Raw genomic sequence first — 13,076 nt, 5'->3', positions numbered from 1 at the left:
CAGGTGAAAAATCCGAGCGACCTTAGCAAGTAAGGTCACGACCAAGCTCCCCCCGTACCCGCCCACTGTCACCCATATACGCCATCGCGACCATCCTAGACCCGCGCCACCGTGACCGCCACCATGTAAGGGACAAGCATACCGTGGAACCGTACCCTCCCTCCTAGTTTGGCAGGCAGCACTAAGCCATTGCCCGGCTCAGTAAGTACACCCATATGAAAACAAATCACTGAATACGGAATCCATCATAAAATCGTATTCAATAGAGTTGATTTTATAAATGAACACAGTAATACTCAAAACATCTAGACTCTAATAAATACAAAAAGGTAAAGAAAATGGCAAATGTAGGTTATGTCAGAGTTTCATCGGCTGATCAGAATACAGCTCGTCAGCTGGATGGCCTGACACTGGATCGCTTGTTTGAAGACAAAGTGTCGGGTGCGACAACAGACCGCCCCCAGTTGAAAGAAATGCTGAATTTCATCCGTGAAGGTGACACGGTACACGTCCACTCCATCGACAGGCTGGCTAGATCACTGGAAGATCTGCTGAAACTAGTTAAGGATTTGAACGCTCGGAAAGTCGGTGTCCACTTCCACAAGGAGCAACTACTCTTTACAGGTGAAACTAATCCCATGCAGGAACTGATGCTGTCGTTATTGGGCAGTGTTGCCCAGTTCGAACGGGCAATGATTAAGGAACGTCAGCGGGAAGGTATAGCTAAAGCGAAGGAAGCTGGGGTGTACAAGGGTCGCGCAAAGACTGTAGATGACGCTGCCATCAGGACCGCGATGCAATCGGAAGGTGCATCGTTCCGCAAAGTCGCGAAGTCTCTAGAAGTGAGTCTGAGCACAGTGCAAAGGGCTATGAAAGCGCAATCGTAGGTTTTCAAGCGCAACGACCAAATTTAGCCCACCGGTACTTAGGAACCCTAGGGGAAACCCTCAAAATGGGCGGGGGACCACTACATGCTGCCACAGCAGCCCTAAAGGGTGCGATGGGTCCCTTTTTATGGGCATAGTCGATTTAAAAAAAAGATCCAAAAAATTTTTCCAGTTCAAATTGTTTTTACTGGCGCATTTTAGATGCAAGATAAAAACAAAAAACCGTAGACGTTAATCTACGGAATTCATACTAATCACGGGAAATAGGAGATCTACAAGCACACCTTCGACTATCGCTCCTGGACTCCAAACAAACCCAGTGTCAATTCAACATTCCAACACGATAACGCCATAACTACATAGATAACAAACACAACAACGCACGTAATCCAGAAATTTAATTTTACCGAAAACAAAGAATTATCAACGATCCTCTGAAGCTCCTCTGCCGACATATGTGACCTAACTATACCCTTCCAATCTGTAAACAACTTTGTAGAAATTAAACTTACAGAAATTGCTCCCCAGAACCTCAAAATCACAGCCACAACCAAATAAATGGAAAATGACTTGAACAACACCACAGCTTCTGGACTCCTCAGCGCATCTTCAGCAATAAATCTTCGAGATACGACCCCAGCAGTCAGCACAAAAGCTAATGCCAGCACATCCGCAAGCAAGCTTCCCGTAAATTGATGACTTGCCGAAACATATTTATCAACTACACCAGACAAGTCCTTTTGTATATCGGACAATTCTTTCGTGTAATCTTTTTTTCTATCCAAAACCACATATTTATACCTGGACTTTGCCTCTGCAAATGCAGCAAACACGAGGCGAACCGCGCCAATCAAAGTCTGGTCATCCTTCAAATCAAGAGTCAGCCTATCAACAACAAGTAATATTCTTGTTTCTTCATCACTTTCTGCGTAGCACCATTCAACACAACCAATCACAGCATCAATATCCCGCCTCGAAAACTCTTGTAATTCGCTATCACAGACACTTAATTCAAGCTTTCTGCGCCCCTTCAAGGTAACTTTATCCCAACCATAAAACTCTTGAACCAATGAGATCATGGCGTAAATAACACAAGCTTTATTAAAGTAGGCTCCAATAGCATTATCAATATCTCCCCAATTGAACAGAAAACGCTCAGGGGACACCATAACGGCGTTTCCGGTAACAAAATGTACCGATTTAAGAAGCTTCTCCAGGTTAGGAAGCTTCGTTGACATCATCCACTCGACAGGTAAAACTTGATCGTATTTATTTGTCGGGACTATTGCAATTCTAGGCCCACCAAACGAAGCATCGATACCGTATACAAATATTTTAAGCGGTCTTTCAGATTGGAGACTCTGGTGTAGATCACCACCTAGCAAACCGGAAACTTTTGGAAGCCAACTATCCAAGAAGTAGGCTTTGTCAAAAAATAATAATCCATCTATATCAACATTAATCGCCAAGGAATCTCGTAGCAAAGCAGCCTTGTCGGTAACAGATACAACCCAATCCAGCATACGCTGATCAGTGAAATCCACCTCATCCCAAGCTTCATCTTGCCCATCGACCTGCAAGCGAATGCTCGTTATAGGATGCTCACAAACCAACTTAGATAACTCGCCTAAAACAGTCCGAGAAGCAGGACTAAGAAGACCAGAATAGTTAGCCCCGAACGTGTTTTCGCTACAAGAGATATTAGCCTCCCGCTGCAAATTGACTAAAAGCCCGGACAATAACCCTAAATCAACAGCCATAACTACTCTCGCTCTTCCACGGTAGTAGCTCTGATGGTAATTATATATGAACCATCAGCCTGCTTTGCCTTGTCCAAAATACTTGGATTACGCTCTCCCTGCCAAATTACTTTGACCCCTGCATCAGTAACCCACTCACCTTTCCTATCCTTATTCGGAATTGACCCCGGCTTGGGTGAAAACGACACTCCACCAAGCCCAAGCTCATCCATATGCGAGTCAAAGCTACTTTTCATACGAGTAACTTCTGCGGGATCCGTATGAGTACAGACGCGATCTTTAATATCGCTATAGGCAATTTCACCATCCGCAAAAGCGTCGAGCAAACCGATTACTGAATGCCTAACGTCTGAAGGAGTTCTACCACCCAAATCCCCGCCGTATGCTCTTGCCCATCGATGGCACGCCACTACCATTTGCTTAGTCAAGGTCGAATCATTTACTCTAAGACGGACGCCAAGGAATCGCTTAAAATAATCGGTAATCGCGTCCTCCGTATCAAGTACCGCACCGGTTTTTTTCCGCTCTACTGCCAGCACATCCCAAGCAAAATCGTCTCCAAGCTGAATTAGCGCCTTCTTTTGAACGGCAGCAGCCTGCTCAGAAAGAGCCTCTATAATTTCTTCCAATCTAACCCTCGTATTCTGTACTGCATCTCTTTGCTGACGCAGTACGGTACTATAATCCAACTTAATTAAAGCGACTAGAGACTGCCTTGACGTACCAGAAATTATAGTCACCCTTGCTACGATTAGGACTCCATCAGCTGTTTGCCCCGCTGAATGTTGCCCCAAAAACAACCTAGCTATTTCTTTAGACTGCTCGACAAACTGAGTGTCGGGATTATCAACAATTGCATTACATGCCGTCACTAGATGGGAAGTTTCTTTATCGACAAAGGTGTACTGAGTACCCTGACCTGTTTCCGATATGATTTTTTTGAAGAATGCTCTTTGTGTATCGCTTGAAAGAAGTACCTCATCCAGACATTCAGGCTCTTCCTCGCCAGATTTCAGGATATGGTAAATAAAGTTCTCAACAACAAGCTCATTTCGCTGCACTTCAGTCAATACACTGACACGATTTCTCACTATCAAAATTCCCTTTCAAGAGCGACCATCAAAAATTGATGACACATTGCCTTCACGATAATCAATGAAACATAACGTGTCCACGTCGTCGGCGATTTTTCAAGCAGCCTCACTTCAAATTAACTGTACAAAAAAACAGTATCGAAACGTGAGTTTGCCATAGTCAAGCGGCTTGGCTACCCCGAGGCGACGACTGGCGTGTGAGGAGCTCCTTAGAGAGAGAGCTAGGGCGTGAGATACGAAGGCAACCCAACCCCATCGCTAAACTCCAGAAATGGCGCATGGAGTGTTGTAGGGCTAGTGACTGGGATAGGATTTTACGTACAAACCCTACGTACAATGCAAAAACAAAAAAGCCCGTAGAGCTTGATCTACGGGGCTTTTCGATGCATGGCGAAAAGATAGTGATTCGAACCCTATGCACTGTCGAAAGCGCGATAAAACTTAGACACTCCCCCACTCAGTCACGGATGCTCAATCAATGACAACGCATCCAAAACGGGTTTGATGGCGAGAGAAAAATGATCAAGGTAAGATTGTCAGCACAGTGCACCACTTCGGTGTACCTAAACGCTGTCACACTTCAAGATTTTTGACTGACAAATCCTTGTAGAATCAAGGATTTAGAGATAGGTGGCGACCCCACCAGCCACACCCCGGCACACAATGTTCCCGCTGTGGCTGCTTCCTTCCGGATCTGACCAGGTTCACGGGTAATCGTTGCGGGGGGACCGATGGGATCACCATAACGACGCTCACCTGACGGCGAGCCGCGCCATTGTACCTGTCTGAGACGAAGTTACAACCGTTCGCGTGGATTAAAAAACCTGAACGGCTTCAAGGACATGCAGCAGGCCTGAAAATCCTACTGCGCCAACACCTCATCCGCCCTGCCCCCTTCCTGCTGGATTACCAGATGAATGAAGTGCAACTTGGCGATCACCGCGGGCGGCAACACAAACGGGTAGAAATCCGGCTGGCCCATGCTGCGGGACAGCTCGTTGAGCATGCCCGCCAGTTCGATCCACGCGTTGACGAAGGACAGGAACGCCGCGCCGCCGGGATGCTGTGGATCGTAGAGAGTGCTCGATGGAAACGGCTGGTAGTCGAAATCCATTTCCCGTGCGCTCATGCCGAAACCCAGCGCGGTGTCCACTGCATCCATCATGTGCAGGTAGTGCGCCCAGGTTTCCGCCCAGTCTTCCCACGGATGCATGGTCGCGTAAGCGCTGACGAAATGTTGCTGCCAGTCGAGCGGCGCGCCTTGCTGGTAATGCCGATCGAGGGCCTCGGCATAACTTGCACGCTCGTCACCGAACAGGCTGCGAAACGGCTCCAACCATTGGCCGTTGGCGATCAACCGGTCCCAATAATAGTGCCCGACTTCGTGACGAAAATGCCCGAGCAGCGTGCGATACGGCTCGTGCATCTGCACCCGGACCTGCTCGCGGTGGGCATCATCGGCTTCCTTGATGTCGAGGGTGATCAGGCCGTTGGCGTGGCCCGTCATCGGCGGCTTGCCTTCGAGGTCGACGCCGATGAAATCGAAGGCCAGGCCAGTTTCGTCGTTCACGGTTTTCGGGATGACCTGCAACCCCAGGCTGACCAGTTGCGCCACCAGTCGGCGCTTGGCGATTTCGACTTTGCGCCAGCGTTCGTGGTTCTCGGGAATCGATAGATCGGGAATGGTGTGATTCAGGCTACAGGCGATGCACAGGGAATCATGATCGCTGGCCGGCAACAGCCAGTTGCAGGCGGCCGGGGTGTCGAGATTGGCGCAGCGTCGGAAGAGCCCGGCTTCGGGATCGGCATCGAGTGTCCAGGTGTCGACCTGCAAACCGGGCTGCAGCGACGACAAGCGACTCTGCTCCGGCTGATAGCCCAGAGCCGCCGAACAGGCCAGGCACTGGCTGTTGCGAAAGAACAGCGACTGCCCGCAGCGACAGTGCCAGACCTTGCTGTTGCGCGAACTCTCGCCAATGAAGGGCGCGGCGATGCGCGAGCTGAGCTGTTCGAAGAAGCGGTACATGGCGATCTCTCCTTGGGCTTGCCAAGACTAGATCATGATTGGTTACCGATCGTTCCCGGATTTTGCGTGATGGCGAATATCGCCATCGCGAGCAGGCTCACTCCTACAGGTAACCGCGTTTTTCCAGTAGGAATGCGATCGAATGTGGGAGCGAGCCTGCTCGCGATTGGCCTCACACGGAAATACCGTGCGTACTCAGAAACGCGACAAACGCCTCTTCATCCAGCACCTTCAAACCCAGCTCGTTGGCCTTGGCCAACTTCGAACCGGCACCCGGCCCGGCCACCACGCAATGGGTCTTGGCCGACACCGAACCGGCGACCTTGGCGCCGAGGCTTTCGAGCTTGTCCTTGGCGACATCGCGGCTCATCAACTCCAGCGAACCGGTCAGCACCCAGGTCTGCCCTGCCAGCGGCAAGCCTTCGACGACCTTTTTCTCGCTCTGCCAGTGCATGCCGAAATCACGCAGCTGCTTTTCGGCGGCTTCAGCGATCTGGCGATTTTCCTCGGAAGCGAAAAACTCCCGAACCGCATTCGCCTGCTTCTCCGGCAATGCCTGGCGCATGTCCAGCCAATCAGCGCTGACCACCGCTTCCAGCGAACCGAATTTTTCCGCCAGCTTCTGCGCCCCGCCCGGGCCGACCGACGGAATGTGCAACTTGTCGAGGAACCCGCCCAGCGTGGTACTCGCGGCAAACTCGGCACTCAACTCGCCTTGATCCTGAATCTGCAGGCCATGCTTGAGCAGATCCGCGATCACCTGCTGGTTATGTGCATCTTCAAAGAAGCTGTGAATCTCGTGAGCCACTTCCAGGCCGACATCCGGCAAATACGTGAGCACTTGCGGCAAGGCTTGCTGAACCCGCTCCAGCGAACCCAGCGAGCGCGCCAGGACCTTGGCCGTCTCCTCGCCGACATCGGGAATGCCGAGGGCGTAGATAAAACGCGCCAGGCTCGGTTTCTTGCTGTCTTCGATTGCACTCAGCAGCTTCTTGCTCGACAGCTCGGCAAACCCTTCCAGGTCGACAATGTCATCGAACTTCAGGGCGTACAGATCGGCCGGGGAACTGACCAGGCCTTCATCGACCAGTTGCTCGACGCTTTTATCGCCCAGGCCTTCAATGTCCATCGCGCGGCGCGAGACAAAGTGAATGATCGCCTGCTTGAGCTGCGCGCCGCAGGCCAGGCGACCGACGCAGCGGTACACCGCGCCTTCGCTGACCGTTTCGCGACCCTTGCTGCGCTTGACCAGTTGCGTGCGTTCGACATGGGAACCGCAGACCGGGCACTGCTCGGGAATCTGTACCGCGCGCGCGTTATCGGGACGGCGCTCCATGACCACTTGCACCACTTGCGGAATCACATCGCCCGCGCGGCGGATGATCACGGTGTCGCCGATCATCAAGCCCAGTCGCGCGACTTCGTCCATGTTGTGCAGCGTCGCGTTGGCCACGGTCACCCCGGCGACCTTGACCGGTTTCAAGCGCGCCACGGGCGTCACCGCGCCAGTGCGGCCGACCTGGAATTCCACGTCGAGCAATTCGGTGAGCTCTTCCATGGCCGGGAATTTGTGGGCAATCGCCCAGCGCGGCTCGCGAGCGCGGAAACCCAGTTCACGCTGGGAGGCGATGCTGTTGACCTTGAACACCACGCCATCGATTTCATAGGCCAGGCTGTTGCGGCGCTCGCCGATGTCGCGGTAGTAATCCAGGCACTCGTCGATGCCGTGCGCCAGTTTCAGTTCGCGGCTGATCGGCATGCCCCAGGCCTGAAGCTGCTTGAGATTGCCGATGTGCGTGTCGGCTATGTCCGCCGACACCTGGCCGATGCCGTAGCAGCAGAATTCCAGCGGGCGGTTGGCGGTGATCTTCGAATCCAGCTGGCGCAGACTGCCTGCCGCTGCGTTGCGCGGGTTGGCGAAGGTCTTGCCGCCGGCTTCCAGTTGTGTGGCGTTCAAGCGCTCGAAACCGGCCTTGGACATGAACACTTCGCCGCGCACTTCCAGGGTCACCGGCCAGCCGCTGCCTTGCAGCTTGAGCGGGATGTTGCGCACCGTGCGTACGTTGACGCTGATGTCTTCGCCGGTGGTGCCGTCGCCGCGCGTTGCGCCGCGCACCAGTACACCGTCCTGATACAGCAGGCTGACCGCCAGGCCATCGAGCTTAGGTTCGCAGCTGTATTCCACCGCCGCACCGCCGCCGAACAGATCGCCGGCCGGCAGGTCGAGGCCCTCGGTCACGCGGCGATCGAACTCGCGCATGTCGGTTTCTTCGAAGGCGTTGCCGAGGCTGAGCATCGGCACTTCATGCCGCACCTGGGTAAACGCCGACAGCGCCGCGCTGCCGACACGCTGGGTCGGCGAATCACTGGTGACGAGATCGGGGTTGGCCGCTTCGAGGGCTTTGAGCTCGTGGAACAACCGGTCGTATTCGGCGTCCGGAATGCTCGGTTCATCCATCACGTGGTAGCGATAGTTGTGCTGATCCAGCTCAGCGCGCAGCTCTAGAATGCGGGTTTTGGCGGCGGTCATGGGTGTTCTCTCATAAAGCAAAAGAGCAGCCGAGGCTGCTCAATCTGTAAGTACGGCGGCGATTTTAATTGTAGGAGCCAGCTTGCTGGCGATGGCGATCTCAGATACCCCATCGCCAGCAAGCTGGCTCCTACACAGGCCTGCGGGGAATTCAGGATTTTCCGCAGGCCTCCAATATCAACGCTTCTGTGTCAACGCGCGGCGTTCGAACTCAACGATGCGCTGACGGTAATGCTCGATCGTCTGCGCGGTCAGCACGCTGCGCTGGTCGTCTTTCAGTTCGCCGTTCAGCTCCTGGGACAGTTTGCGCGCTGCAGCCACCATCACGTCGAAAGCCTGCTTCGGATGACGCGGGCCCGGCAGGCCGAGGAAGAAACTCACGGCCGGCGTGCTGAAGTGATCGATGTCGTCCAGATCGAAGATGCCCGGCTTGACCGCATTGGCCATGGAGAACAGGACTTCGCCGTTACCGGCCATGCTTTCGTGGCGGTGGAAGATGTCCATTTCGCCAAAGCGCAGACCGCTTTCCAGAATGTTCTGCAACAGCGCAGGGCCCTTGAACCCGGCGGCGTCGCGGCAGATCACGCTGATCACCAGCACTTCTTCGGCTTGCGGCTGTTCCTTGTCGCTCACCGAAGGCGAGGACTTGGCGTCATCCGGGAAATCGTCGTCACGGCTGCTAAAGCTCGGGCCGCCGTCCAGGTCGAGGCTGAGGTTCATATCGCCCTGCGACGGCTCGCCATGACCACGCTTGCCGCGCTTGGACCCCGACTCACGGGGCTCGCGGGCCGGCATGCTCACCGACGGCAGATCCTGCTCGTCCAGTTGCGGTTCCTTGTGGGTATCCAGAACGCGCGGCGGGCCCAACAGCTCGGCGCTGCTGTCCTCGTCCGGCAGATTGGACAGACTTCGATCAAGACGGAACTTCAGTTTTCCCTTGCCGCCGCGCATCCGGCGCCAGCCATCGAAAAGAATACCGGCAATGACAATAATGCCGATGACGATCAGCCACTCGCGCAGACCGATTTCCATGTAATCCCGTGCCTCTATAAAAAATGCTGAAAAATAAGGGGTTTACAACTCGTAAACCGCTTTAAAACGTGGCGCCAACTCTATGTTCTGACAGGCGTTTTGCCCACGTATACGAAAAATTGACATTAAACTAGCACGACCAAAGGCAACTTTACACCGTCTGTCACAATGGCTTGCGCGAATATGTCGATTGGCCAGCAAGTCAAGGAAGGTAAATACGTCCTACAGACAAAAAATACCCAACCTACACACGCCGACTCAGGCATCCACCATCGCCATCGCCTCCTCGACATCCACTGCCACCAGACGCGAACACCCTGGCTCGTGCATCGTCACCCCCATCAATTGATCGGCCATTTCCATGGCGATCTTGTTGTGGGTGATATAGATGAACTGCACCGTCTGTGACATCTCTTTCACCAACCGTGCGTAGCGTCCAACGTTAGCGTCATCCAGTGGCGCGTCAACTTCATCGAGCATGCAGAACGGCGCCGGATTCAACTTGAAGATCGCAAAAACCAGGGCCAGTGCGGTCAGGGCTTTTTCGCCGCCGGAGAGCAAATGGATGGTGCTGTTCTTCTTTCCGGGCGGCTGCGCCATGATCGTCACCCCTGTATCGAGTAGATCTTCGCCCGTCAGTTCCAAATACGCGCGTCCACCACCGAAAACTTTTGGGAAAAGCGCCTGTAAACCGCCGTTGATCTGATCAAAGGTATCCTTGAAACGGTTACGGGTTTCCTTGTCGATCTTGCGAATCACGTTCTCGAGGGTGTCCAGCGCTTCCACCAGGTCATCGTTCTGCGCATCCAGATAACGTTTACGCTCTGATTGTTGCTGGTATTCGTCGATGGCCGCGAGGTTGATCGCGCCGAGGCGCTGAATGCGCGCGGCAATCCGTTCCAGCTCCTCTTCGGCGTCCTTCTCGCTGGCCTCGGAGGTCAGCGTGGCGAGCACGCCGTGCAGGTCGTAGCCGTCTTCCAGCAACTGATCTTCCAGGGTCTTGCGGCGCACGGTCAGGGCTTGCCATTCCATGCGTTGCGTTTCCATCTGGCCACGGATCAACTGCGATTGCTGCTCGGCCTGGTTGCGGCGTTTCTCGGCATCGCGCAATTCGCGGTCAGCGTCTTCGAGGGCAATCTGCGCGGTCTTAAGCTCTTCATCGACAGTCATGCGCTTGTCGAGCAACTCTTCGAGTTTCAGGCGCAGCTCTTCCAACGGCGCCTCGCCCTCCTCCAGGTTGAGGCTCAGCTGTTCGCGCTTTTCGGTCAGACGCTCGGACTGCATTTCCAGGCGTTCCAGCGCCTGGCGTGTCGAGTCGTGTTGCGCCCTGAGTGAACCCAGACGCACCGCCAATTGATGCGCGTGGTCCTTGTGCTGCCGCGCTTCCTGACGCACGCGGTCGAGGCGTTCGCGCAGGCTGTCGCGCTGGGCCAGAAGCAGTTCACGCTGTTCGGTGTCCAGCGCCATGGCGTCGAGGGCTTCCTGCAATTGCAGGCGCGCTTCGCCGATGTTTTCGTGCTCCAGCGCGCGCTGTTCGGCCAGCTCGGTGAGCTCTTCATCGAGCCGGGTGCGGCGCAACGTCAACTGCTCGACCTTGGCTTTGCCGGCGGACAACTGGGCTTTCAACTCGCCTTGCTGACGCGCTTCGTCCTGCAGCAAACGGCGCAAATGTTCGCGACCGTTTTCCTGCTGACGCTGCTGCGCACGCAGATTCTGAAGTTGCGTTTCGAGGGTTTCGACCGTGGCCTCGCGCTCTTCGCGCTCGCTGCCCAGACGCTGGATTTCCTGACCGCGCGCCAGCACACCGCTTTCCGCTTCGCTGGCCCGACGCACCCGCAAAAAGTGCCGGCCAACCCAGTAACCGTCGCGGCTGATCAGGCTCTGGCCGGCGGTCAATTGGCTGCGCAACGCCAACGCCTGTTCGAGGCTTTCAACCGGCTTGACCTGCCCCAGCCATGGCGACAGATCGACCTGCGCCTCGACCTTGTCGAGCAGGCTGCCGGGCACGCGCACGCCATCGCTGGCGGGGCTGAGCAAACGCAAATCGCCCTGGGCAAAACCGGCCAGGTCGAACCCGCCGAAGTCATCCACCAATACCGCTTGCAGGTCGGCACCGAGCACGGTTTCCACCGCCAGCTCCCAACCGGCTTCAACCTTCAAGCCTTCGGCGAGTCGCGGACGGTCCGCCAAGTGCTGATCGCGCAGCCATTCAGCGGTGCCGGTGCCCGGATCAAGAGCGGCTTGTTGAAGAGCTTCCAATGAGGCAAGACGACCGTTGAGGCGCTGCAAATCACCCTGGGCCTGCTGCTGTGCCGACAGCGCTTGCTGCAATTCCTGACGCAGTTGCTCAAGGCGTTCGACCTGCGCTTCTTCGCTGGCCTGCAAATCTTCGAGCGTGGCCTCGGAGGCGGCCAACTGCTCGCTGAGTTCCATGATCGCCGCGTCTTCCGGATCCGCCGAAAGCAAGGCGCGCTCTTCACCGAGACGCTTCTGACGATCCGCCAGGCGCTCCATGCTGGTTTCCAGCTGCTGGATGCGCGACTGCTGAACTTCGGACTGGCGACGCGGTTCGGCGGCGGTCAGGTTGAACGTGTCCCACTGCTCCTGCCAGCCGTGCATGGTAGTTTCGGATTCTTCCAGCGCGGCGGCGGCCTCTTCGGCGGCGGCGCTGGTGACTTCCTGCTCCGGCGTGAGCATGTCCAGCTCTTCGCCGAGGGTCAGCAGCAAGGTGCGGTCATGGCCCAGGTGCGACTCGGTTTCGAGGCGCGCGCGCTCGGCCTCTTTCAGATCGTCCTGCAACTGACGCAGGCGCTGCTGACCGTGCTGGATGCTCTGCTCGACCCGGGCGATATCGCCGCCCACCGAATAGAAGCGTCCCTGCACCAGATTGAAGCGTTCCGACAGGTCATGGTGCCCGTCACGCAAGCGCTCGATGCTCGCATCGGCGTTGCGCTGCTCGGCCACCAGCGCTTCGAACGTGACTTCCTGGTTGCCGATGATCGCTTCGCGCTGGCCGACCTGTTCGTTCAACGCCTGCCAGCGCAGAGCCGACAGTTGGGCCTTGAGCTGACGCTCCTCACCCTTGTATTCCTGATATTTCTTGGCCGCTTCGGCCTGGCGGTGCAGGCGTTCGAGCTGACGCGTCAGCTCTTCGCGCAGGTCCGTCAGGCGCTCGAGGTTTTCGTGGGTGCGGCGGATGCGGTTTTCGGTCTCGCGCCGGCGCTCCTTGTACTTGGAGATGCCCGCCGCTTCTTCAATGAAGTTGCGCAAGTCTTCGGGCTTGGACTCGATCAGCTTGGAGATCATCCCCTGCTCGATGATCGAGTAGCTGCGCGGGCCCAGGCCGGTGCCGAGGAAGATGTCGGTGATGTCACGACGACGGCATTTGGTGCCGTTGAGGTAATAAGTGGTCTGGCTGTCGCGGGTGACTTTGCGGCGGATGGAAATTTCCGCATAGGCGGCGTATTCCCCGAGCAGCGTACCGTCGGTGTTGTCGAACACCAGTTCGATGCTGGCCTGGCTCACCGGCTTGCGGCTGGTCGAACCGTTGAAGATGACGTCGGTCATCGACTCGCCGCGCAGGTTCTTCGCCGAACTCTCGCCCATCACCCAGCGTACGGCGTCGATGATGTTCGACTTGCCGCAACCATTGGGCCCGACCACTGCCGCCATGTTGCTGGGGAAGTTCACCGTGGTCGGATCGACGAAGGACTTGAACCCCGCCAGCTTGATGCACTTGAGCCGCAC

7 protein-coding genes and 1 other RNA gene are annotated in these 13,076 nt (G+C 55.7%); 1 reads left to right on the top strand and 7 read right to left on the bottom strand.

Annotated features, from left to right (window positions below; all coding sequences use genetic code 11):
* Window positions 1–338: 338 nt before the first annotated feature.
* The gene (locus ACF6ZU_RS21725) at window positions 339–887 is read left to right on the top strand and encodes a recombinase family protein (protein WP_392886856.1); all 549 of its coding nucleotides are present in this window, start codon (window positions 339–341) and stop codon (window positions 885–887) included.
* A gap of 290 nt (window positions 888–1,177) precedes the next feature.
* On the opposite strand, the gene ACF6ZU_RS21720 is transcribed toward ACF6ZU_RS21725, so the two are convergent.
* The 7 genes from ACF6ZU_RS21720 to smc form a co-directional block, all read right to left on the bottom strand.
* Window positions 1,178–2,647, bottom strand: a complete 1,470-nt coding sequence (locus tag ACF6ZU_RS21720; protein WP_392886854.1) for a hypothetical protein — start codon at window positions 2,645–2,647, stop codon at window positions 1,178–1,180.
* A 2-nt stretch (window positions 2,648–2,649) separates the two neighbouring features.
* On the bottom strand, window positions 2,650–3,738 hold the full coding sequence (locus ACF6ZU_RS21715) for a nucleoid-associated protein (protein WP_392886852.1): 1,089 nt from the start codon (window positions 3,736–3,738) through the stop codon (window positions 2,650–2,652).
* A 640-nt stretch (window positions 3,739–4,378) separates the two neighbouring features.
* An RNA gene (gene ffs, locus ACF6ZU_RS21710) (signal recognition particle sRNA small type) lies at window positions 4,379–4,475 on the bottom strand.
* A 128-nt stretch (window positions 4,476–4,603) separates the two neighbouring features.
* Complete coding sequence (locus tag ACF6ZU_RS21705; RefSeq protein ID WP_392886849.1) at window positions 4,604–5,767, bottom strand: putative zinc-binding metallopeptidase; 1,164 nt, start codon at window positions 5,765–5,767, stop codon at window positions 4,604–4,606.
* A gap of 172 nt (window positions 5,768–5,939) precedes the next feature.
* A complete protein-coding gene (ligA, locus tag ACF6ZU_RS21700; protein WP_392886848.1) occupies window positions 5,940–8,297 on the bottom strand; it encodes an NAD-dependent DNA ligase LigA in 2,358 nt (785 codons plus the stop codon).
* A 177-nt stretch (window positions 8,298–8,474) separates the two neighbouring features.
* The gene (gene zipA / locus ACF6ZU_RS21695; RefSeq protein ID WP_392886846.1) at window positions 8,475–9,329 is read right to left on the bottom strand and encodes a cell division protein ZipA; all 855 of its coding nucleotides are present in this window, start codon (window positions 9,327–9,329) and stop codon (window positions 8,475–8,477) included.
* 258 nt (window positions 9,330–9,587) lie between these two features.
* Window positions 9,588–13,076 carry a chromosome segregation protein SMC gene (gene smc, locus ACF6ZU_RS21690; protein WP_392886844.1) on the bottom strand — a complete coding sequence of 1,163 codons (3,489 nt, stop codon included), beginning with the start codon at window positions 13,074–13,076 and terminating at the stop codon, window positions 9,588–9,590.

This window comes from Pseudomonas migulae, from assembly GCF_043225285.1.
GTDB lineage: Bacteria > Pseudomonadota > Gammaproteobacteria > Pseudomonadales > Pseudomonadaceae > Aquipseudomonas > Aquipseudomonas migulae_C.
Note: the sequence above shows the minus strand (reverse complement) of the source record. Positions and strands in the feature narration are given on the sequence as shown.